Source organism: Bacillus sp. FSL K6-0042 (assembly GCF_038006685.1).
In the GTDB taxonomy this organism is placed as follows: Bacteria; Bacillota; Bacilli; order Bacillales; family Bacillaceae_G; genus Bacillus_A; species Bacillus_A pseudomycoides.
This window is the reverse complement of record NZ_JBBOVS010000001.1, coordinates 62,233-85,278: the sequence shown is the minus strand read 5'-3', so window position 1 is coordinate 85,278 and position 23,046 is coordinate 62,233. Positions and strand designations below refer to the sequence as shown.

Annotated in this window: 18 protein-coding genes and 4 pseudogenes; 14 read left to right on the top strand and 8 right to left on the bottom strand. The window is 33.4% G+C overall.

Translation table 11 applies throughout. The annotated features are described in order from the left end of the window. Window positions 1–133: 133 nt before the first annotated feature. Entirely contained in the window at window positions 134–1,921 is a 1,788-nt protein-coding gene (gene pepF, locus MHH45_RS00395; protein ID WP_088094258.1) for an oligoendopeptidase F, read from the top strand. Between the two features lie 36 nt (window positions 1,922–1,957). Here the strand turns inward: pepF and MHH45_RS00390 are convergent, their stop codons facing one another. Then, entirely contained in the window at window positions 1,958–3,085 is a 1,128-nt protein-coding gene (locus MHH45_RS00390) for a serine hydrolase domain-containing protein (RefSeq protein ID WP_016115574.1), read from the bottom strand. A 428-nt stretch (window positions 3,086–3,513) separates the two neighbouring features. Here MHH45_RS00390 and MHH45_RS00385 point away from each other — a divergent pair. Then, window positions 3,514–3,699, top strand: a pseudogene (locus tag MHH45_RS00385) (hypothetical protein); the annotation flags it as partial. Window positions 3,700–3,800: 101 nt separating this feature from the next. Here the strand turns inward: MHH45_RS00385 and MHH45_RS00380 are convergent. After that, the gene (locus tag MHH45_RS00380) at window positions 3,801–5,030 is read right to left on the bottom strand and encodes an MFS transporter (RefSeq protein ID WP_016115576.1); all 1,230 of its coding nucleotides are present in this window, start codon (window positions 5,028–5,030) and stop codon (window positions 3,801–3,803) included. Between the two features lie 107 nt (window positions 5,031–5,137). Between MHH45_RS00380 and MHH45_RS00375 the strand changes: the two genes are divergently transcribed. The 3 genes from MHH45_RS00375 (at window position 5,138) to MHH45_RS00365 (ending at window position 9,744) form a co-directional block, all read left to right on the top strand. Then, complete coding sequence (locus MHH45_RS00375) at window positions 5,138–5,995, top strand: LysR family transcriptional regulator (protein WP_088094260.1); 858 nt, start codon at window positions 5,138–5,140, stop codon at window positions 5,993–5,995. Window positions 5,996–6,888: 893 nt separating this feature from the next. Continuing rightward, complete coding sequence (locus tag MHH45_RS00370) at window positions 6,889–8,364, top strand: protein adenylyltransferase SelO (protein ID WP_170927952.1); 1,476 nt, start codon at window positions 6,889–6,891, stop codon at window positions 8,362–8,364. Between the two features lie 1,182 nt (window positions 8,365–9,546). Then, window positions 9,547–9,744, top strand: a complete 198-nt coding sequence (locus MHH45_RS00365) for an aspartyl-phosphate phosphatase Spo0E family protein (RefSeq protein WP_016115579.1) — start codon at window positions 9,547–9,549, stop codon at window positions 9,742–9,744. A 266-nt stretch (window positions 9,745–10,010) separates the two neighbouring features. Here the strand turns inward: MHH45_RS00365 and MHH45_RS00360 are convergent, their stop codons facing one another. Beyond that, window positions 10,011–10,262 carry a SunI/YnzG family protein gene (locus MHH45_RS00360; RefSeq protein WP_088094262.1) on the bottom strand — a complete coding sequence of 84 codons (252 nt, stop codon included), beginning with the start codon at window positions 10,260–10,262 and terminating at the stop codon, window positions 10,011–10,013. A 413-nt stretch (window positions 10,263–10,675) separates the two neighbouring features. Next, window positions 10,676–10,888 (bottom strand): alpha/beta-type small acid-soluble spore protein, encoded by a 213-nt coding sequence (locus MHH45_RS00355; protein ID WP_016115581.1) that lies wholly within the window; start codon window positions 10,886–10,888, stop codon window positions 10,676–10,678. A 1,182-nt stretch (window positions 10,889–12,070) separates the two neighbouring features. On the opposite strand from MHH45_RS00355, the gene MHH45_RS00345 reads away from it, so the two are divergent. Beyond that, the gene (locus MHH45_RS00345; protein WP_016115582.1) at window positions 12,071–12,229 is read left to right on the top strand and encodes a hypothetical protein; all 159 of its coding nucleotides are present in this window, start codon (window positions 12,071–12,073) and stop codon (window positions 12,227–12,229) included. 125 nt (window positions 12,230–12,354) lie between these two features. Here the strand turns inward: MHH45_RS00345 and MHH45_RS00340 are convergent. Together MHH45_RS00340 and MHH45_RS00335 are read right to left on the bottom strand one after the other, a co-directional pair. Beyond that, window positions 12,355–13,928 (bottom strand): IS3 family transposase gene (locus MHH45_RS00340; protein ID WP_335357230.1). Its coding sequence is split into 2 segments (ribosomal slippage): window positions 12,355–13,283 and window positions 13,283–13,928, totalling 1,575 coding nucleotides; the frame shifts between segments, so codons are not numbered across the junction. 122 nt (window positions 13,929–14,050) lie between these two features. Continuing rightward, complete coding sequence (locus MHH45_RS00335) at window positions 14,051–14,980, bottom strand: bestrophin family protein (protein WP_088094714.1); 930 nt, start codon at window positions 14,978–14,980, stop codon at window positions 14,051–14,053. 376 nt (window positions 14,981–15,356) lie between these two features. Here MHH45_RS00335 and MHH45_RS00330 point away from each other — a divergent pair. The 8 genes and pseudogenes from MHH45_RS00330 to MHH45_RS00295 all read left to right on the top strand — a co-directional run bounded on the left by MHH45_RS00330 (window position 15,357) and on the right by MHH45_RS00295 (window position 22,406). Beyond that, window positions 15,357–16,075 (top strand): annotated as a pseudogene (locus MHH45_RS00330) (IS6 family transposase). 65 nt (window positions 16,076–16,140) lie between these two features. Next, window positions 16,141–16,419 (top strand): hypothetical protein, encoded by a 279-nt coding sequence (locus MHH45_RS00325; protein WP_249922749.1) that lies wholly within the window; start codon window positions 16,141–16,143, stop codon window positions 16,417–16,419. A gap of 796 nt (window positions 16,420–17,215) precedes the next feature. Next, entirely contained in the window at window positions 17,216–17,728 is a 513-nt protein-coding gene (locus tag MHH45_RS00320; RefSeq protein ID WP_088094716.1) for a DUF6141 family protein, read from the top strand. Between the two features lie 320 nt (window positions 17,729–18,048). Further along, entirely contained in the window at window positions 18,049–18,555 is a 507-nt protein-coding gene (locus tag MHH45_RS00315) for a GrpB family protein (protein WP_088094717.1), read from the top strand. Window positions 18,556–18,673: 118 nt separating this feature from the next. Then, window positions 18,674–18,895, top strand: a pseudogene (locus MHH45_RS00310) (TnsA endonuclease N-terminal domain-containing protein); the annotation flags it as partial. 296 nt (window positions 18,896–19,191) lie between these two features. Further along, window positions 19,192–20,037, top strand: a complete 846-nt coding sequence (locus MHH45_RS00305; protein WP_088094719.1) for a DUF2785 domain-containing protein — start codon at window positions 19,192–19,194, stop codon at window positions 20,035–20,037. 113 nt (window positions 20,038–20,150) lie between these two features. Then, entirely contained in the window at window positions 20,151–21,581 is a 1,431-nt protein-coding gene (locus MHH45_RS00300) for an IS4 family transposase (protein WP_016113305.1), read from the top strand. A gap of 405 nt (window positions 21,582–21,986) precedes the next feature. Continuing rightward, window positions 21,987–22,406 (top strand): GNAT family N-acetyltransferase, encoded by a 420-nt coding sequence (locus MHH45_RS00295; protein ID WP_003210015.1) that lies wholly within the window; start codon window positions 21,987–21,989, stop codon window positions 22,404–22,406. Between the two features lie 175 nt (window positions 22,407–22,581). On the opposite strand, the gene MHH45_RS27930 is transcribed toward MHH45_RS00295, so the two are convergent. After that, window positions 22,582–22,803: an IS3 family transposase gene (locus tag MHH45_RS27930; protein ID WP_353777849.1), complete on the bottom strand. Its 222-nt coding sequence runs from the start codon at window positions 22,801–22,803 to the stop codon at window positions 22,582–22,584. Between the two features lie 58 nt (window positions 22,804–22,861). Further along, window positions 22,862–23,044 (bottom strand): annotated as a pseudogene (locus MHH45_RS27925) (hypothetical protein); the annotation flags it as partial. Window positions 23,045–23,046 lie beyond the last annotated feature (2 nt).

Below are 23,046 nucleotides of genomic sequence, written 5' to 3'. Positions count from 1 at the left end.
GCTTTTGGGACACCCCCTCAGTTTGTCGTTTCCGACAAGACTTTTCATCATGCAGCAGGGATTTTTTGCAATTTGTTGTATTTCATAGTTATATAGAGAATATACAAAATATAGATCTAGGAAGGAAATGATTATGACAGAATTTAAAAATAGAATGGATGTATCCGATCAAGAAAAGTGGGATTTAACGGATATTTATAAAACGATTGAAAACTGGGAACTCGATTATCAAAAAATCGAAGGATTAACAGAGGATTTAAAAAAATTTAATGGGACTATCCATGATGGTCAAAGCCTACTTGCTTATCTTACGAAAAGTGAAGAAATATCAAGTTTGTTTAATTTAGTTTATGCTTATGCAAGACTTCAATCCGACCTTGATACGCGCGATACAGAAGCACAGTCCTTTGTAGATAAAGCATCGCAGTTACATGTTAAAATAAGTGCTGCTCGTTCCTTTTTTTCCCCGTTCTTACTTAGTGTCGACGAGAAAACATTACATTCTTACATGGAAGAAAACGAAGGCTTACAATATTATAAAGAAGACTTATTTGAATTATATCGATATAAGAAACATGTTTTAAATAAGGATAAAGAAGAAATCTTATCTCAAATGGGTGAGGCCCTCTCTTCTCCTCAACGTACATACGGAATGCTCAATAACGCAGATATTACATTTGGAGAAGTTACAACTGATAACGGGGATAAAGTGAACTTAACTCGTGGGATGTACTCAAAATTAATAAAAGATGAAAATAGAGATACGAGGAAAGAAGCTTATAAAGCCTACTATCAGCCTTATGTTCAGCTAAAAAACTCTATCGCTTCTACTTTAACAGCAGCTATAAAAAACAATGTTACGATTTCAAAAATTAGAAACTACCCATCCGCATTAGAAAAGTCTCTATTTGGCGATATGGTTTCAAAGGAAGTATACAATAATTTAATTGATACAACTAAAAGAAATATTAAATCCCTACATGCGTATAATCATTTACGAAAAGAAAAATTGCAGCTAGATGAATTAAGACAATATGACTTACATGTTGATTTAGTAAAAGGTGTAAAACAAGATATTCCATATGATGAAGCATTTGAAATCATGCTTACTTCCCTTTCTCCACTTGGTGAAGAATATCTTCAAACGCTTCGAGGTTTTAAAGATCAACGCTATATAGATGTAAGAGAATTACCTGGTAAACGTTCTGGTGCCTATAATTTCGGCGTATATGGTGTTCACCCTTTTATTCTGTTAAATCATAATGATGACTTAAATAGTCTCTTTACACTTACTCATGAATGTGGTCATGGTATGCATACATATTATTCACATAAGTTTCAGCCGAGAATCTCTGCTCATTATTCAATCTTTGTAGCAGAAGTCGCTTCTACAGTGAATGAGATACTCTTAATTCACTATCTATTAAAAGAAGCAAAAGATATAGACGTACGCAAATATTTAATCAATCACTTTATTGATCAATTTAAAGGAACTTTCTTTACACAAGTTATGTTTGCTGAATTTGAAAAGATTACGCATGCAATGGCACATCAAGGTAAACCATTAAATGTTCAAACATTTAATGATGTATATGAAAACTTGTTTAGAGAATACAATGGGGATACGCTCGTATTCGATGAAGAAGTAAAATATGGATGGGCTAGAATCCCTCATTTTTACCGACCATTTTATGTTTATAAATACGCTACCGGATTTGCTTCCGCAATTCAAATTGCAGAACAACTGTTAAACGGCGATCCTATCGCTCAGCAAAATTATATCGAATTCTTAAAAGGTGGAAGTTCCGATTATCCGCTCAATCTTTTAAAGAAAACTGGTGTAGATTTAACAACACCAAAACCAATCGAAAGTGCACTAGATCGTTTCAGTAAACTAGTCGAAGAATTTTCGTCACTGTAATAAAAAAAGCCTCTCACGCTAGAGGCTTTTTCAAATTCATTTTCCTTCTAATAAATCTTTTGCCATCTTCCGAAATTCCTGATTAAATTCATCGGTCATACCGTTTTGAACATTAGAGAAAAGAATAACAAAAATTCGTTTATCCCAATTGAAATTATTAAATGTATTCCATCCAGCTAATACACCATGATTATGGTAATAATCTGGATAAATGTAAAAACTAAATCCATATTTCCTTGCAGGTGATACAGTAAACATATCTGATAAACTTTGTTTGGAAAGAAGTTTGCCCGTCATAATCGCCTCATCTAATCTCTTCATATCTTCTACAGTTGTATACATTTCACCACAACCGTATAGCCAATTCATTCTTAGCCGAGGAGTAGATATGAATTCATTATCTTTCTTTGTATAACCTTCTGCGAAAAATATATCTCCAGGGAATTTTGCCCCCATACCAGATTCATACATTCCAACTGGAGTGAAAATATGTTCTTTTACATATTCAGCTAATGGTTGTTTAGAGATTTTTTCTACAACATAGGCAAGTACCATATAATTATAATCCGTATATCTCCAACCTGTTCCCGCAGGGAATTCAAGATTTTGTGAACCAATCCATGTCACTAATTTTAAACGTGATGCCGCATCAACTTTCCCTTTCCCTTGTTCAGGTAATCCAGATGTATGTGTCAATAAATGTCTTAAAGTAATATTTTTATCCGCTGGGAATGAAGGAATATACTTATTTACATTATCTTCTATATTCAATTCCCCTTTTTCCTGCAACTGCAATATAGACACTGCCACTACTGTCTTAGTGATAGAACCAATACGATATTTTGTTCTTGGCGTTGTTAAGACTTTATCCTGCATATTTGCATAGCCATACCCTTTTCGCAAAATCACATTATTTTGATCCGTCACAAGTACCGTTCCATTAAACCCCTTTTCTTTTAAATATCGGTCTAATTTTTGTGTTGCCCCAGCATAACGATTTCGCTGATTTCTATCTACTTTCGGTGTATCTGTTTCTAGTTTACTAGTAGAATCTGAAAATGCCTTTAAATTCTGCGTTTTACCTTTATTTGTTTGCATGAACATATATACACTTAAGCAAAAAATTGCGATAATAAAGCAAACGATTAAACATCTCTTAAACATACAGGAGCCCTCTTTTTATTCAATTTATACTTGTTACTCTTTTCATTGTTTTATTCTATCTCTATTCATTTAAAAGAAGACTTTAATTTTTGCTTAAATTTATTGAAGAACTATATTCGAGAAATAAACTACATATTACTATTTCATCCTCAATTCTACTACTATAAATTAGCATGTCTCTTGATTATCTATATCTTCCTAAAAAATTTGTATTATTGGAAAGTTATTCAAGAGAAGCTTTCCATACTCAAATTTTTGATCACTTACTATTCTATTTCTTTCTTATAAAATTTCCACCCAACAATCCGATTCATCTCACTAAAATTTTGTTTTTTTATGTAACATTCCTTGCAAACAACATATACAATAATGCCAAAAAAGGTAATCTATTAGCATTCATCGATAAGCAAAATTAACTAGATAATAAAATGTTCAGTTATCGAACAAACAAAAATAACATGGTATTTATCGAGTATTACGGAAAATAAATTATGATTGTCAAAAGAAAAGATGCAGAAAAATTTTCAAGTAAAATAAATCATGCAAACAATAAAAAAGAGAGGAAGCTCATTACGGCCAAAATAACAGGGAATTTCAAAAGAGGAAATGAACGAAAAGAAAATATTAATAAGAATCAAATTCATTTATATGTCATAATATCACCATTTAAAAATTCATATCAAAATTGATTATACATCATATTGCAAAAAAAATGTCATTCGCATGACTTTTTTTTGCAATTTTTCAATAAACTTATTGCTGAAACAAACAGCAATATAGCCATACACATCCACGCCCACGTATACCCTTTGATATCCACTATGAAGCCAAAAACAGGCGGAGCTAAAATAATAGCAATTTGATTTAGCGTAAGTGCAAAGCTAACCGTAATTCCTACTGAATCCTGCCGCGATGTTTCAACAACTTCAACCATAAAAAGACTAAACCACCCAATGCCGAAGAACCCTAATAAGCCGCTAAATAAAAACAAACCCCATACCGAAAGATTATGTATGTTCAGTATCAAAATGAAGATTAAAATAAATGCAGCGACTACAGAAATAAATAATGGTTTCTGACGGTTACCTTTATAGAAAAAATCACTAACTACCGCTAACACAATTCGTCCTAGCATTCCAAAAAACAAAGTAATCGAAAATATTTGCCCTGCCAAAATTGGAGATATGGATTTAGCAGTAATCAAAAATTTTATAAAGTGCCCAATCAATACCATTTGTAATGAGATCATACAAATTCCTGTGAAGAAAATTGGATATAATGCCTTGTTATTCATAACTCCTTTTAACTGTTGTGAAAAAGGCATTACTTTGTTATTTAACACAGGCTCTTTATGAGTAAAAGGTTCCCTATAAAAAACTAAAAATAATGCTCCTCCGGTAATACATATACTCGAAAGGATATATATCGTATATGACAAATTAAATTTTAGAGAGAGAATAGGAACAATAGCTCCTGCCACTGCGCCACCTATAGGAATGCCTGCTTGTCTAATCCCCGTAGCCAACCCGCGATTTTCTTTCGGAAACCATTTCAAAATCACTTTACTCCCCCCTGGTTGTGCGGTACTATAAAAAACTCCAACCACCGTAAGAACAAATAACAATCCAGTAAAACCTCTTACTATTTGAATAAGTAAGATAGATCCACCAAGTAATATTGAACTAATCCCAATAAGTAATCTTTCATTATATTGATCAAGCAATCTCCCTATAAAAAGCATGCAAAAAAGAGGACCAATATTAACAGCAGTTAACAACATTCCCATCTGCATATCAGTAAGATGATATATCTCCTTCCAAAAAAATGCTAAAGGTCCGACTCCATATGTTATTAATGTGGCAGTTGCCTGCGTTACTGTTGCTAGCATTAGTACAATCCATTTATACGAACTGCTACACTTCATATTTTTTTCTTGGCTTAACAATTTCATCCCCCCTATATCATTCATTGTAAAAAGGTTCAGATATCATGTAAAATGAGTATTAATGATAAAAGATATCAAAATCTTTGATATCTTTAGGAGGAAATCGGATGGATATAAAAGATCTAACTGTTTTTCATGAAGTAGCTAAAGAAGGAAATATCTCTCGCGCGGCTCAAAACTTAAATTATGTACAATCTAACGTGACAATGCGGATTAAACAATTAGAAATCGAACTAGGGGCACCACTATTTTACCGAAATGGGAAAGGTGTTTCTCTAACTTCAAATGGGGAAATTTTATTAACTTATGCAAAGCAAATCATATACTTAATGGAAGCATCTATTAAAGCTGTCCAAAATAACAGATCACATCCAAACGGAACATTAAAAATTGGATCTACGGAATCTACAACTGCAGTCCGTCTTCCTTCTATTTTGACATCGTATTATGATGCGTATCCTGAAGTTGAACTCATTTTAGAAACTCATTCAACAGAAAATTTAGTTCAACTCGTTTTAGAAAGGAAGCTTGAAGGCGCATTTATTGCTGGCAATATTTATCACCCTGACCTCAATTCAATCTTGTTTTACGAGGAAGAATTAGTACTCATTAGTAAACTACCTCTATCTTCTTTCGATGATTTAGGAAAAATGAATTTATTAGCTTTTAGCCAAGGCTGTTACTATCGTAGCTTATTAGAAAAATGGCTTCATGAAGAAGGAATTTATCCAAAACGAGTATTAGAGTTTGGAACAATTGAAGCTATACTTGCTTGTGTAAAATCAGGTATGGGCACTGCTATCATGATAAAATCTATTATACAAGATCATCAGCATTCTTTAGCGCTAACTCCTTTACCCGAGAGTTTTTCAAGGGTGTCCACTACTTTTATCGTTCGAAAAGATACTTTTCATTCAGGAGCTTTACGTAAGTTTATTGATAGGATTACAGATTCATCATCATGATTATTTAGGTTAGATGCAACTACATATAACAAATCTCCTAGACCAAAAAACCTAAGTCATTTTAATTCGACTTAGGTTTTTAGAAAATCATAATTCGTTTACTTTCAAGTTAACCCTTATTTTTCTTTTAGAACACTATGTAATACATGACTAATATGCTTTATCTTCTTATTAATTGGTTCTGTTAAAGATTTATATTGATATTTAGCAGAACCAATTCGCTCCTTTCATGTCTTTTCAAACTTACTCATCGTTATAATACATATCCTGTTAATCCCCGGATTTATTCACCAAAAATCTCCATACCTTTAGTATCAGCTTAAAAACCCAATAAAACACAAAAAAGTTAATGATAAACCCTAATAGATTAAATCTCACTATCTCTCCATCGTTATAGAGGGAATTTTCTGCAGGTATACCATGGGAAAGAAACTCCCCATTATTTAGTCCTGTTGTAGGAATTAAGGCAAAGACAATAGCGAAAATCAGACTTATAAAGTACAACTTATTTTTGGTTGAATCCATTCTTTTTTTGTCTCTTAACAAGCAATAAGTTATTAAGAACACGATCCTTTAAAAAAAGTATTCCTTCCATTTGACACCCCCCACTTTTTTAGAGTGTTAAAAAACAGTTATACAATGTTAAAAGTGTTACTATATATCAGAACTATTCGAATAAAATATTATAGTTTATAAAAAACAAGTACTAATACGTTTTTTTCATTGATTAAGGATATAATGTACATAACTACAAGTGAATTATAAAAACAATGCGCACCAATTAATCAATATTAAATTCCAATCTTCTATATTCTCAATAAAATGGAGAATATCATTGAATATTTATATCTATGCTTTATATAACAGAAAAAAACGTAAAAGAAGGAGATACAATGAAAAATAAAAAAGAAACAAAAGAAACCGGATGGAACTTAGACAATAGTTATGCCCGTCTACCGGAATCATTTTTTTCCACCCTTAGCCCAACCCCTGTAGGCTTACCAAAGTTAATCATTCTCAATCATCCTGTGGCAACATCCCTAGGGCTAAACATTGAGGAACTACAAAGCGAAGATGGAGTAGCGGTTCTTGCTGGAAACCGAATTCCCGAAGGTTCTATCCCTCTTGCTCAAGCTTATGCAGGGCATCAATTCAGGCATTTCAACATGCTAGGAGACGGCCGTGCGCTGCTAATCGGTGAACAGATTACTCCTTCAGGTGAACGATTTGATATTCAATTAAAAGGCTCTGGTAGAACACCATACTCCCGCCGAGGGGATGGCCGCGCCGCACTTGGACCAATGCTACGCGAGTATATTATCAGTGAAGCAATGCACGCGCTTGGTATTCCTACTACCCGTAGTCTAGCTATAGTATCAACAGGTGAGTCAATCATACGCGAAACTGCTTTACCAGGTGCAATTTTGACACGTGTAGCTAGCAGTCATATACGCGTTGGCACATTTCAATACGCAGCAGCAAGCGGTTCAGTTGAGGAGCTAAAAATTTTGGCTGACTATACGATTAAGCGTCATTTTCCAGCTATTCAATCACAGGAAAATCCATACCTAGCGTTACTTCAAGAAGTGATGAAGCAACAGGCCAGCTTAATTGCAAATTGGCAACTCGTTGGCTTTATTCACGGGGTAATGAATACCGATAACATAACCATTAGCGGAGAAACCATCGATTATGGTCCTTGCGCCTTCATGGATGAATATGACCCAGCAACGGTATTTAGTTCCATTGACACGCAAGGCCGATACGCCTATGGTAACCAGCCGTATATTGGTGTGTGGAATCTCGCGCGATTTGCAGAATCTCTATTGCCACTTCTACATACAGACCTAGAACAAGCTGCCCAAATAGCCCAAAATACGATTTCAGATTTCGGCACACTGTATGAAAAACATTGGCTCGCTGGGATGCGGACCAAACTAGGTATATTTAACGAAGAAGCAGAAGATAAAGCCCTCATTGATGAGCTCCTTAAAATTATGGAGAAATATCGCGCAGACTATACTAATACCTTCCTTGCTTTAACTTTTGGTACACATAAAGATACCGATTTGTTTAAAAGTCAAGAGTTTACGAAGTGGAATGAAAAATGGCAGGCAAGAGTAAGCAGACAGGAGGAATCGAAATCTTCTTCACATCAGCTGATGCGAGACACCAATTCTGCGATAATTCCACGAAATCACCGCGTGGAAGAAGCATTAGATGCCGCAGTCAAACAAGGGGACTACAGCGTAATGGAACAACTGCTTGTTGTTCTTTCAAATCCTTATGCTCACTCTCCTGAACAGTCTGAGTACTGCACACCACCGGCGCCATCATCCCGCCCTTATCGAACTTTTTGTGGTACATGAGAAAGAATTAAGTTAACACCTTCTCATGATTTACTATTTTTACAACATAATGCTACTCCTTTACCTAATGGAGTAGCATTTTTTCGGTTCTAGTGCAAAATCATTTAATATAGATATAGAGCCTACACAGTTTGTTCAACTACTCTTTTCTCAGCGCTAAATACAATTGATTGTTTTTTCATGATATCTAGTGGTAAATCTAGATCTCTATTTTATTAGATAAAGAGAGGCCAGAAGGAATAATAAGATTGTACCAATAACTTTCATTCTAAAATATTTTCAAAATGAAACATCACATAATAACTAAAGCGTTTTGATGTTTCATCATATATGTGTTCGTTCCAGTATATAGTTTCGCTCAATATCAGCAAATAACGATAAGATTGTAACCTTTACTTTAGTAGTCATGTCATCTTTCTTACGGGTATCAATATTATCATTAATAACAATGACTCCAATATCATTTTTAAAAGTTAATTTGCAACGTAATATATGCAACGTTGTGACGCTGTAAATATCAAGTCATAGGGAAGCGTTGCATAAATGCTAATTTTTGCAACGCTTTTCTTAGGCTCATATTACTCGTTAAATGTAAGTAACTTATTTAAATAGTTTTATGCTTAGCGTATAGCGTGCAGAGAAACAGTTAAATTGTATCTAAATGTACGTTTTTTTAGATATATATTCACCTATATATCTAGATAATCTCCACTCCATCTCCATATCAACTACAGATTGTCTCTATATAGTATAGATAGGATCAGTTACCAGCGCTCTTGTAATCAGCGATAAAGAATTCATTTTGTAACATTTACAAAAGAAATTTGAAAGGCATTTAAATAAAGATGTTTCATTAGGTATTTACATAAATTCCATCACAGATTTCGCGATACGGAAAAGCCCATGCAGGACTTTAGTCCGCCTTTAGGCATGAGACATTCTGTTTTTCCTCTTGCTTGGTAGCCATTTGGTGAAACTTTTTTACAAATAATTCAACTATGTTTCAAACCAACAATATTTTCTCTTTTTACAAATTATAGTTAAGAAGTTAGGCTTCAAACTCTTTCCTTTAAAAGTTCATAAAAATGTTTTAATATGTTTAATTATACTGTTTCCTTATTCAAGAAATTAGTCTATAATTTTCTAAGGAATATTATGGGATAGAGGAGTTTATGCAAGAATATGGAGATGAGAAAGTTACATTATTTAATTGAAAAAAGAAAAGAAGAATTAATTGAGCTTGTTAAACACTATGGTTTTTGTCATCCTAGGGTGCTAAAATTTAGCCAAGACCTAGATAAATTAATTATTCGTATGATGAAGCAAAGTGAAATACGTGACATTATTACAAAAGCAAACAGTAATACATGTAAAAAATAAAAACTCTATAATTTCACCTCTTATATTTATATATCAATCTATAAAGAACTTATTTCGTGAAATATTTATAAAATAAATATATTTCTAGATCCTTTTAACTGGTTCGGTTGGGATGTAGGTGTAGGTACAAGCATTAAATAAGAACTGAATTCGTTAAAAATTAACAAAGAAAATTAACATCACTAATAGCAAAAAAGAAGCGGAAACCGCTCTTTTTTGTTCATTCTCTAAGCGTTAGCATAGCAGGTGAGTAGTTCACGAGATGCTCACAATCTAATTTTATTTGAAAGTGAAATCTTATTAATTGTAAATAATGCATAATCTAAAGTTGTAGTTCTAATTAATATACAATCTGATTCACTACTTTGTGTTCCTATCTTTACTAACCTTTTCTTTTCAGGAACATAGTCATTATCTTCAATAATCTCAACAATGTCCTCTAACAGAATATTAATTTCTGCAGTTTGCCATTCAATTGTTAATTGTTCATGTGTCTTTGTTACCTTAATATCTTGCATATAACTCTATTACCTACCTAGTAAATTTAAATTTCATTATAAATCAATGTAACGAAATTATATCAAAAAATTATAAAAACAGCTATATTTTTTTATTCTTAAATAAAGCACCAAATACACGTATCAAAATTCAATTTTTGCACTTTAATCAAACTTTTGTTTAACACATGTGGACGAGACATAAATAGGATAAAGTACTATTCTTTCAGTATGAACACTCTAAAAGAAGAAGTAAAAAGAAGCTACGTCCATATTTTGTTTCTCTCACTGTTTATTATGTAATTTTTTATCTAATAAAAAAAGCACCCTATTGGGATGCTTATAGTGTAAATGTCTAAACATATTCATAAACTAAATACAGACAAAAAATATATATTACTACTTACTGTCATCTGTTATTTCTTCGTATAAAATTAATGAGTGAATCCACCACCAAGTTGTTGTTCAGCCATGGCTACTAAACGTTTTGTAATTTCACCACCAACAGAACCGTTTGCACGAGATGTTGTATCTGGACCAAGCTGTACGCCAAATTCTTGTGCAATCTCATACTTCATTTGATCAATTGCATTCTCAGCACCTTGAATCAATACATTGTTATTATTTCTGTTATTTTTATTTGCCATATGTATCACCTCCTACGTTTTTAATATGCTACGAATCATGGAAAAATATTTATTCCTTTTTATGGTAAAAATATATTTAAAAGTTTCCGTTTATGCTGAATTGGAAAAACAAAAAGAGCTTGTAGGAATCACTACAAGTTCTTTTTAAGGTAAGCTGACAAAAAGGGTAACACAAACTATCTTAACAGGCATATTAGAAAAACATAGGGATGATACTTGATAGATTTATTATATAACAAATATTAACATTCGAAGATTATAATTCTGAAAATTATGTTAATTAAGAAAGCAGATCACTTTATTGCGTTTTTATTCTTTCAACACCCTCTTGTTCATGTAATATAAAATATTTGTTTATAAATCTCTTTATTCGAATGTATAATTACATGAAATTTATACACATTTCGAATAGAGGTGACCATCATGAAAAGTTTTGGCATGTTAGTAAGCTCTACTATCTTTTCAGCGCTCCTGTTATTTTTTAATATCCATTCCTTCTATACTAAATTCACAACAGACAATACATATTATTGGATAAATGGTTTCCTAGCTATGGTATTCCTAATATCCTTTATTTTCAACATGCGAGATATCATCAACAAAAACTACGAAACTTCAGAATCACACTAAGGAGCATGCGGTTCCTTTTTCTATGCAAAGAAAGCAGCGGGTTTACTATCTAGTTTAAATGAACTCGTATTCGTATACACCATCACAAAAGAAACGAATTCAATCATTCCTGTAATGATTGGACATATTTTATATAACCTTTATACATTTATTTAACGAATGATAGTAAATTTCCCTAGAGGATAATATATCTTTGTTAAAGAATAGACCAATAACATTACTTCACGATAAATATAATGGATTATTCCCTTCTCGACTTGCACCTTCACGGAATATTAAAAACAGAATGACCCAAAATTTCACGGCCATCATCAAAATTCTTATAAGCCTTTACTGAAGGGAAAAATAAACTTCTTCTCACTGACTTGCCATGTGTGTTACTGCGTATTTGTTTACTTTTGGCAAATGAAGGATTTTCATTCTGTTTAAAGACCCACTATAGTTAAGTGGCTTTTCAATATATCTCTTGTATATTAATTGATCTTAAGTTGTAAAATATCCATTAATAATTACATTGTATGTAAATTTAAACTAGAGAAGGAGCTATATATCATGGATAAAAAAGATCTACGAAATCATCAAATCAACAACATGCCTTTAGATGCATTGAATACTCCGAGTAAGGATCAAGAACAAATGCAAGAATCAGATCAAAGGCTAGCTAACGGAAATGAAAATAGACTCATCAAGAGACAAAACAACAAGCTTTAGTTAAGGACGAATAGGGAATTTTTTTGCATAAATAACTAACTGTATAGAAATGAAATTTTCATTTAGGGGGCACTTCAAAATGAACAGCTCCCTGTCAAGTAGACAGTGGAAATAATAAAAACACTTTAAGCGGCTTGAACCCTGTATTCTAATGGGCTTAAGCCGTTTAATCTTTCTTGGTAACGTTCGTTATTGTAAAACTGAATATAATCATCTATCGCTTGTTGTAACGATTCAAATGTCTCATACTTATGTAGGTAATACTTTTCACACTTCAACGTTCCCCAAAACGATTCCATTGGTCCATTATCTATGCATTTTCCTACACGTGACATGCTATGAATCATTTTTGCTTTTTCTATTTTCCTCTTAAACCCATGTGATGTATATTGATACCCTCGATCACTATGAATCAATGGATGTTCATTCTCTTTTAATATAGTGATAGCTTGATCCAATGTTCGAAATACCAATTTATTATTGTTTGAATGTCCCAATACATAACTAATAATGGAGCCATCGTAAAGATCTAAAATGGCACTTAAATACGTTTTCCTTCCGTTTCCTAATTTGAACTCCGTGACATCTGTTACCCATTTTTCATTGGGCCTGCTGGCAGTAAATTTACGATTGAGTCGATTTTCAGCGACATATTGCGCAGATGAGGGAACATAGCGCTTTCTTTTCCGACGAATCACGGACTGTAATCCAGTGATGTGCATTAAGCGATAAATACGTTTGTGATTAAACTTTTTATGATATAACCTATTCATATTTAATTTCATTCTTCGGTACCCATAAATGCCTCCTACTCGTGCATAAATAGCTTGAATATCCTGAAGAATTGCTTCATTCTCTAATTCTCTAGCTGTTGGCGTCCGCTGTAGCCATTTGTAATAAGCAGCACGAGATACACCAGAAATTTCACATAAAAGGATTACTGGTAGATTTTCATTCGCATGTAAATCTTGAATCGCTCTATATTTATTTTGTAGACGAACGCTTGTTAACGACGCCTCCTTTCGAGTTCCTCTAACTTTTTTAAAAAAGCATTTTCTGCACGCAATCGTTCATTTTCTCGCTCTAAACGTTTCATTTCCAGTTTAAACTTTTCTTCAGCTGTTAATTCATATTCCTCTTTCTTTCGACCGCGTTTATCTTGTAGTGCTTCTTCACCATTTGCTTCAAACTTCTTGACCCATTGATATACCTGTTGGTAAGAAACTTCATAGCTTTCGGCTGCGAGCTGATAGTTTTTCTGGTGTTGTAGACAGTAATTTACAATTTGAATTCGTTCTTCTAATGTTGTTTTTCTTCTATTTGTCATAGAGTTTGTCATTCCTTTACCGGTATCATTTAATTCTCTATGACTATTATACTTTTTAATCCATTTTCCCAAAACCGCCGTACTGGATATATTGTATTTTTGGATAACCTTGCTTAACGAATCGTGTCCTGATAGATAATCATTGACGGCTGCTAACTTTAGCTCTTTTGAATAATGCTTCCAAGAAAGTGCTTCTTCTAGTGCTTCTTCTAGGCCGTCTTCACCATTCACTTCATACCTTCTCTTCCAATCTCTAATCGTCCCAGGATCAATCGAAAATTTAGTAGTAATGTCAGCTATTGGATGATGACCATCTTTATAAAGAGCTAAAATAGCTAATTTTTCAGCTTTAGAATATTTCATTCGAGCCATAAAAAATACTCCCCTTAGATAAACAGATTTTTATTTTTTATCTGTCTACCTAATGGGGAGCATATCAAGGATAGATTCTTCTTTTATAAAATCAGAATGGATTATTTGTAATAAATTAAAAATTATATGGCTTTTTTATTGGAATTTGAAACGGGTAATTCCAGTAAATCACTTTGATCATACAAGTTTAGTAAGTGTTTCTCTATTCCAATACAAATTTCTTCTAATGGAAGATCATTTAAATCATGACCAAATGGATCTTCAATTTCAATTCCTATTGCTTCAATTCCTAAAAATGCAAAACTAATAAACATAGTCGCCATAACCGTAAACCATCCCATGCTATCAACAAGCCCAATTGATAAAGTCCCACAAAAAAGGATAAGTAAACTTTTAATATGAGCAAAATACGCAAAAGGAATGGGTGTTGCTTTAATACGATCACAACCACCTATAGATTTTAACAGGTTATCTAATCCATCTTCCATATTAATTAAGGTATTCGGAGAAAGTTGTCCTGATTTCAATCCCTTTGTTATCACAGCTTTCAACATAAAAATAATGGTAAGAGGTAAATAATTGGATCTGGCCAACATCCCCTTCTCTTTATCCGAACATAGTTCTAATAGATCTTTCACTTCGGATAGATCTTTTTCATTTCTCAAATGTTGTTTAGCTAGTTTTGGAAAAGCAATTAATAAATGTAGAAACTTTAATTTCTCTTTATCCATAGTATTTCCGCTAGAATCCCAGTAACATAAAAAGCTTACTGCCAAATTTCTGGTTGAATTACTGATTCCTCCAAATAATTTTCTTCCTTCCCAATATCGATCATATGCAGTATTTGTTCGAAATACTAATAATAAGCCTAAAGCTCCCCCTACAATAACCCACGGAGTCGAATTTATATGTATTCCCCAATAATAGTTAATAAGAACAATACAAATAGAAACACATGTATAAAAAATGATCTGTTTAAAGATTTCTTTTATAATCGTTCCCTTTAATGTAAATATTTGTTTTAAACCTTCTTGATTGTTGTAACGAATCATATGTGAATAAACCTCTTTTCTTCTATAAGCTATTTACAATTGTACTATAGTATTAAATTCCCTATCCTCTATAATAACTATAAATCTAACAGATTTAATGTATTTATTTGTGGGATGGAGTCACGCGGATAAAACACAGAAATTATATCCTAATACATTTTCCGGGAGAAAAACCCTAATTTCCTTACACTAAGAAATAGATTAATATTTTTATCATAGCTAGAGTATTATTGTCAATGACTTTTTTATACACGAAGAGAAATAAACTTAAATGTATTGTTGACGGTTCTGGTGCAAAAACTTCAAGATAATTGCAAGTAATCTCTAAATCTTGGACATACTGATACTATTACTCTAAAAAAGGTGCGTGATCAGTATAGAAAAGCGAAATATATTCAAGTGGAAGCATTATCATCATGATATTATTTTGCAAACAGTAAGATGGTACCTACGGTACAACCTGAGCTTTCGTAATTTGGTGGAAATGATGGCGGAACGGGGCATAATCGTTGCTCATACAACGATTATGCGTTGGGTTCATCAGTATGGTCCTGAATTGGACAAACGAATTCGACGTCACCTCAAACAAATGACTCTTGGAGAGTCGATGAAACATATATCAAAGTAAAAGGACAATGGATATATTTATATCGTGCTGTTGATTCGAAAGGAAACACAATCGATTTTTGCCTAAGCAAAACAAGAGACCAAAAGGCTGCAAAGCGCTTTTTCAAGAAAGCTTTGCGGTCTTTTCATGTTTCAAAACCTCATGTTATAACAGTGGATAAGAATCCATCTTATCCTATAGCAATTGAACAGCTAAAAAAAGAAAAAAGCATACCCGATAGTATGCAACTTAGACAACAAAAGTACTTGAATAACATAGTAGAACAAGATCATCGCTTTATAAAGAAGCGAATCCGTTCTATGCTAGGGTTCAAATGTTTTGACACAGCTACATCCATTCTTTCTGGAGTAGAAGCCATGCATATGATTAAAAAAGAACAGATTGATTTACGGGACCAGTCTGTCCAAAATCAGATAGAATTCATTCATCAATTGTTTGACTTGCAGCATAAGATACGATTCCGTTAGCAATATATGCGCTTTATTCTCTTTTATTTTATTTTTGCACCAGAACCCTTAAAGCTGATCCAGAAATGTATAAAGCAAAAGGATTCTTTGACTTCTGTTTACCAGGTGGATATAAATGGTGTGGACAAGGTTGCGGTAAAGCAACAGGTGGTGGAGCACTTAAAAATAAAATTGATGGTTGTTTCTATATCCACGATGATTGCTATGATAAATATAGCAATCATCGTTGTGCTAACTGTGACAAGGCATTAGTTTCTTGTGCATCTAACCGAATCAATTATGCAACTGATCCGGCAACAGCATCAGCAATTATTATCTTCTTCCAAACAAAATGCTACTTCTAAAGCCGGATGAATATGGACACCATAAACAGAATTGGAATTAAACCGACAACAATGTGTCCTATAAGATTGATTTGCCAGTGAATATTTCTAGGTTTATTCTTTCCGAGCAGAAGCATTAAAGCTAGAATTGTGATCAAGGGACATATGTATGAAATGGCGTCCCACTGGCTAATTTGGTTAGTAAGCATTCTGTTTAATATAGGAGTTACAAGCAAAATGTTGATTAGCAGTAGAATGTATCCAAAGGCGTACTTCATAGTGCACCAACCTTTACATTTTTATCCTGATTTTAGCATCTTGACTGTATATCAAGCAATGTAAAAAAGAAGTTCCGAATTTGGAACTTCTTTTTTATATTTTATATTTTATATTTTATATTTAATCCGAATTAATAGGGGTACAGCCGAGATACGTGTATTAACTATACTAAATAACACCATAGTCCTTATAGTTCTTTAAGTGAGGTTTATGGTTTTTATTTATCTTTAAATAAAGAATAACTATATTGATTTTTCAAAGTATTTAAAGTATTTTAAGGTGAGGATGTGGTATTAATGAATTTCATTGGATACAGCTAATGATTATAAGAACATTATTAATTGTTGTAGTGTTGGGTGGAGACCTATTGTGAGGGTAGAAGAAGTCATTTTGTCGAACGGAAAGATACGCTATATGTTAGTCGATAAAAATGTTTAAAAACGCCAGTCATGTTATTCCGTTAAAGGGTCAGATTGTTGAATAAAATATCTTGAAATTAAATCAAATAAATAAGCCATTTAGGAGGTGACAATCATTAATGAAACAACAAGAACAGGTTATCTTTCGTGAGGTTCAGCGACCACAACAAATTTGGGTATGGATACTCATATTGGGGATCGCCACACTGATGTGGTATGGATTCATTCAACAAATTATCTTTGATACCCCGTTTGGAGATAAACCAGCTCCTAATGGTGTATTAATTGTTTTGTGGTTGTTTTTTGGGATTGTCTTTCCTGTATTAATGCTTGGGGTATTGAAACTGATCATTGAGGTCCGTGAAAAAGGTCTTTATGTTCGTTTTGTTCCTTTTCATTTTCAATATAAGCAGTACCTTTTCAAAAATATACGTCACTATGAAAGCATTACTTACAGTCCACTAAAACGATTTGGAGGATGGGGAATTCGTTTTAACCTTAAGGGTGAAAAAGCCTATAACATGAATGGAAAGAAAGGTATAGAGTTAAAGTTGAAATATAACACAGTGGTAATCGGCACTCAAAAACCGGACGAATTAAAAAAAGCATTGGACTCGGCACAAAAAGCATAATGAAAATTAATCTTCAACAAACGGGCGCTATTATTGAACAACATAAGTAAAAAATGATCAATCTTTTTTATAAAAACCAATCTTAAATCTACTAGAAAAGCATCCATTTTGATCAATTTTTTTTCAAAATGGATGCTTTTTATTTATTGTAAAATGCTGGCTTGTGGGGTATTTTTGATCAAACTTTATTTCAAAGCTACAAGAACAACGTTCTCAATTTCTTCTTCAACTAACGGGGCAGAGTATTAAAAGAGTCTTTTAATATGGTATAATGTTCCAATGGTTAAAAAAACGGTATTAACGTTAAAAGGGGGAATAAGATGTTAGGCATGCCAAAAGGAGAGGTATTCTTAGTTCCTTGGACAGAGGAATGGAATAAAAAATTTTTATCAGAGAAAGAAAAAATACAAGATAAAATAGGTGAATATATAATGAATATTCACCACATAGGAAGTACATCAGTAAAACATTCAAGTGCAAAACCAATTATTGACATAGCCATAGAAATCAAAGATTTTAAAGATGGTGCGAATACTTCCTCACCTTTAGAGAAGTTGGGATATTCGTATAAAGGAACAAATATTTTGCCTGATAGACACTATTTTAGTAAGGGTGAACCAAGAACCCATCAAATCCACATGTATCAATGTGGAAATAAACATTTACTTGAACAGCTAAAGTTCAGAGATTACTTGAGAGATAATGATGAAGCAAGAATTGAATATGAACGGCTCAAACTTAATTTAGCAAAGTTAAATAAAAATAATAAACATAAATATGCAGAAGAGAAAACTACTTTCATTAGAACAATTTTGGAAAAAATTTAATGGGTATTTTATTAAGTTAACAGGAGAGTAAGTTAAAGAAAAAAGGACATAATGTAGATTTGAAATAAAGTTGCACCGTTTTACCCCTTTAGATATGATTGTCTAAAGGGGTGTTTTTATGTCGAAAAGAAAAAGAAAATCTGAGATTGGACAGTGGATTAAACAAGGTCGAGGGACCGGTATTGGAGTAGATTATAAACCTTGGTTAAAGATTCAAGATGTATCTTCAAAGGGTCGTTCAACTCGTTTAAAAGGAATAAAAACAAACAGACAGCATGAATTTCTGTCGGATTTAGAACGCAATTATTTTTATTTAACTGAGTATTCGAATTATATTATTGCTGGCCGCAGAACAGATTTCGAAAAAATAGAGAAACTACATATGCAGTAAGGCGTGAAATCAAAAGAGATAAAGCAATTGAACTATTACACTATGATAATTTATATGATTTCACTTTGGATATTATCGGAAATAATTCTTATTGATGACTTAAAGCAGAGTCAAAGGTTAATTACAGCTCATGAATCGGGAGTAAAAATAAGATTGCAAAAAATTTTAAAATATAACAACGTAGGTTTAAGAGTATTTGAAAAAACAATCGACCGAATAGAACGAATGATGAGAGGGATGGGAAAATGAGTGATACAAGGACCAAATTGATGCTGGATTTGCAAAGAATTGAGCAGGATGAGTATCAGTTACGCGAAGGTGAGCAGCATCAAGATTTCTTACCTTTGTTACTTCAATATATTGGCGATCCTCAGCCAGAATTACGGGATAACCTGATTTATCCGATGTTTTATATGTGGATTAAGGAAGAGAATAGGTTCAGTGGAGAGGAGTTGCGTAGCCTCTTAACTGTTCTGACTGATGAGAACCATTTGTTCTATAATATTGGCAGCGAGGATGACCAGTCAGTTTTTACAAGGACGTTCTCTGCCTTGCCTATCGCTTTGATTGTGCAACGCCACAGACAGAATCCATTTTTCAATCAAGCGGAAATTGAGCAATTAATGCATGCAATGCTCCGTTATTATAAAGAGGAGAAGGATCTGCGAGGTTACCTTTCAGTAGGAGGCTGGGCTCACAGCGCGTCTCACGGTGCGGATGTTTTTGTCGAGCTGGTGCAGTGCGAGGAGAGCAGCGTCGCAATGCTGCGTGAGGTTCTTGTCGCTATTTCTGGCATGCTTCATAATGGTAGACACATTTTTAGCGATGAGGATGATGAGCGGTTGGTCAACATCGTGGATACGATGATTGACAAAGAGTTACTTCCACATCAAGAAATCGCTGATTGGATTAGCGGCTTAGCGCAATGCTGCAATTTGCCGAGAAGTCGCAGTCAGGTGATTGCTCGCGTGAACAGCAAGAATTTTTTACGCAGTCTCTATTTCAGAAGGGGACAAGATAGCCGAGGGAATGAGCTTAACACTGTCATGCTTGGTACTGAGGCAAAATTGAACAGGTTTTCTATCAGTTAAAGGATTAGAGGGGCTGTCCCACATCGCTATCAAGCTAATAAAACAAAATCCCCCCTAAAATAAAAAAATACGCTATTCTTTCTGTAGAATCATAAGAAAGGATGGCGTTTTTTATGTCTATTTCTGTATCCGATGAATTACAGCTATTCGCTCAAGAGATTCAAAGCTTGTTATCTCCAAATACTTTACGGGACCTTGCTAAAGACGTTGGTTTTGTGCAACGAACCAGTAAGTACCAAGCAAAAGATTTAGTTGCTTTATGTGTATGGATGAGCCAAAATGTCGCTACGACTTCTTTAACTCAGTTATCTAGCTGTTTAGAAGCATCAACAGAAGTGCTCATCAGTCCTGAGGGATTGAATCAACGGTTTAATAAAACGGCCGTCCAATTTTTGCAACACATATTAGCTGAACTACTAAACCAAAAATTGGCCTCATCTATACCGATTTCTTCTCCATATACTTCTGTTTTTAAGCGTATTCGTATTTTAGATTCAACTGCATTTCAGCTCCCAGATTCCTTTTCATTCGTTTATCCAGGTGCAGGAGGCTGCAGCCATACAGCGGGGGTGAAAATTCAGCTTGAATATGATTTATTAAGTGGACGGTTCCTGCATATTCATACCGGTCCAGGTAAACAACATGATCGAACCTACGGTTCTCTGTGTGTCCCAACTGTGACAGCGAATGATTTATGTATCCGAGATTTAGGATATTTTCATCTGAAAGATCTTCAACATATACAGGATAAAAAGGCTTACTATATCTCTCGTATCAAGTCGAATACACGTATTTATCAAAAAAATCCCAATCCTGATTATTTTAAAGATGGAAGAATCAAGAAAGGTACAGAGTATATACAAATAGATATGGAGGATTTAATGAACTCTCTTCTGCCAGGACAAACATGTGAAATATCCAACGCTTATGTAGGAATGAAGGATAAGGTACAAACTCGTGTGATTGTTCATCGACTAACAAAAGAACAACAAGAAAAACGACTACAAGATCAAACCGTAAGAGAAAAAAAGAAAGGAATGAAGTATTCTCCTCGTAGTAAACGACTCAGTGGTATCAATGTATATATGACAAACACTTCTACAGATGTTGTACCAATGGAACAAGTACATGATTGGTATTCTTTACGTTGGCAAATCGAAATTTTATTTAAAACGTGGAAATCATTCTTTTGCATTCATCATTGTAAAAAGATAAAACAAGAACGATTAGAATGCCATTTGTATGGGCAACTGATTGCCATTCTACTCTGTTCTTCTATTATGTTTCAAATGCGGAAGTTACTTCTTATGAAGAAGAAACAAGAATTGAGTGAATATAAAGCTATTTATATGATTAAAGACTATTTTTTTCTTCTATTCCAAGCTATACAGAAAGACACCCAAGAGCTATCAAAGATTCTAATTCGCCTGTTCAACCTCCTACAGCAAAATGGGCGAAAATCTCATCGATATGAGAAGAAAACAGTCTTTGATATATTAGGTGTCGTTTACAATTGTACCACGTCTGATAATCAAGCGGCTTAATTCAAAAAAATGAAACCCGATAGGGTTTATTTCGTATGCAAATCTTTAAATTCTCTACACATAATCTTTATAAAAAAGAAACAACCTCTATAATAATTAACGTTGTATGAGCTTAGCTTGATAGCGATGGGGCTGTCCCACACATCCATCAACTTAAGAAATTGGTAGTTCCCCAAAACGAAGAAAATGAGTTGAATTCCCATAAATAACTGTAAAATAATAAAATTTTCGTTTTGGGGACACTTCAAAATATTAGCTTGATGGGCATGGGGTAGCGTCAGGTTTATGCGGATTTACAACGTTAAACGGAAAACCTAACGGGGCAGGTTAAGTTAGTAAGAGGATTAGATAAAACTGTGTCGAATATACTTTATTTGGTGAAGTTGAGGTCTGGGAGGATACATTTTGAAGAAATATGAGATTAAAAATAACATTCCAACATTGGAAGAATACAAATATTTGTGTGACTCTGTGGGATGGACTAATTATATGAATTTTGAAGTGGTGGAAACATCACTTCAAAATTCTATTCACTGCATCACAGTCAATGATAATGATCAAATTGTGGGTATGGGGAGAATTGTTGGCGATGGGGCTATCTATTTCTATATTCAAGATATAGTAGTTCATCCAGATTATCAAAAGAATGGTATTGGAAAGGAAATAATGAATATTTTGGTTGAATACTTAAATCGGAATGCCCCAGATAAAGCGTTTATTGGTTTATTTGCATCACAAGGTAAAAAATCATTCTATGAAAAATATGATTTTAAAGATTACTCACCCAACATGACGGGGATGTTTACTGTAATTTCAAAAAAATAGACATAATAAATTAAAAATTTTAGAAGAAGACATTAATCAACATAAAAGCCATTATTCTTCTATATAAATCCATTTTGATTTTTCGACATATAAACAAACCACAGCTATGTATAACAAAAAATAGCCTACACTCTGAAGTGACCCCTGTCAAGTAGACAGTATTCAAAAAGCACAACTAAGTAACCTGAGTTCTATATTTATATGGACTCAGGTTATTTAATTTCTTTTGAAATCTTTGGTGATTATAAAAGTGTATATACTTGCGCACAGCAAATTTAACCTCATCAACTTTGCGGAAAGAGTATAAATGAAAACACTCTGACTTAAAGTGGCTGAAGAAGTTTTCTATACAAGCATTGTCCCAACAGTTTCCCTTTCGAGACATACTAGCCTTCATCTGATATTTTTTTAGTAGTTGATTATATTGACGAGATGTGGATTGGAACCCTTGATCACTATGTAGGAGAATCCCTTTCGTATTTCGCTTTTCCCTTTTCCCTTGCCTTCTTAAGTGTATCTAGCACTAATTTAAGGTCGTTTCTACGACTGATTTCATAGGCAACAATTTCATTGTTGTACAAGTCTTTAATAGCGGATAAGTATAATCTTTGTCCATTGAAAATCAAGTAAGTAATATCTG

Excerpts from the sequence above, each read along its gene's own strand:
- pepF (WP_088094258.1), top strand. The coding sequence starts at position 134 with ATGACAGAATTTAAAAATAGAATGGATGTATCCGATCAAGAAAAGTGG.
- MHH45_RS00390 (WP_016115574.1), bottom strand. The coding sequence starts at position 3,085 with ATGTTTAAGAGATGTTTAATCGTTTGCTTTATTATCGCAATTTTTTGC.
- MHH45_RS00375 (WP_088094260.1), top strand. The coding sequence starts at position 5,138 with ATGGATATAAAAGATCTAACTGTTTTTCATGAAGTAGCTAAAGAAGGA.
- MHH45_RS00370 (WP_170927952.1), top strand. The coding sequence starts at position 6,889 with ATGAAAAATAAAAAAGAAACAAAAGAAACCGGATGGAACTTAGACAAT.
- MHH45_RS00365 (WP_016115579.1), top strand. The coding sequence starts at position 9,547 with ATGGAGATGAGAAAGTTACATTATTTAATTGAAAAAAGAAAAGAAGAA.
- MHH45_RS00360 (WP_088094262.1), bottom strand. The coding sequence starts at position 10,262 with ATGCAAGATATTAAGGTAACAAAGACACATGAACAATTAACAATTGAA.
- MHH45_RS00355 (WP_016115581.1), bottom strand. The coding sequence starts at position 10,888 with ATGGCAAATAAAAATAACAGAAATAATAACAATGTATTGATTCAAGGT.
- MHH45_RS00345 (WP_016115582.1), top strand. The coding sequence starts at position 12,071 with ATGGATAAAAAAGATCTACGAAATCATCAAATCAACAACATGCCTTTA.
- MHH45_RS00335 (WP_088094714.1), bottom strand. The coding sequence starts at position 14,980 with ATGATTCGTTACAACAATCAAGAAGGTTTAAAACAAATATTTACATTA.
- MHH45_RS00325 (WP_249922749.1), top strand. The coding sequence starts at position 16,141 with ATGTATAAAGCAAAAGGATTCTTTGACTTCTGTTTACCAGGTGGATAT.
- MHH45_RS00320 (WP_088094716.1), top strand. The coding sequence starts at position 17,216 with ATGAAACAACAAGAACAGGTTATCTTTCGTGAGGTTCAGCGACCACAA.
- MHH45_RS00315 (WP_088094717.1), top strand. The coding sequence starts at position 18,049 with ATGTTAGGCATGCCAAAAGGAGAGGTATTCTTAGTTCCTTGGACAGAG.
- MHH45_RS00305 (WP_088094719.1), top strand. The coding sequence starts at position 19,192 with ATGAGTGATACAAGGACCAAATTGATGCTGGATTTGCAAAGAATTGAG.
- MHH45_RS00300 (WP_016113305.1), top strand. The coding sequence starts at position 20,151 with ATGTCTATTTCTGTATCCGATGAATTACAGCTATTCGCTCAAGAGATT.
- MHH45_RS27930 (WP_353777849.1), bottom strand. The coding sequence starts at position 22,803 with ATGAAGGCTAGTATGTCTCGAAAGGGAAACTGTTGGGACAATGCTTGT.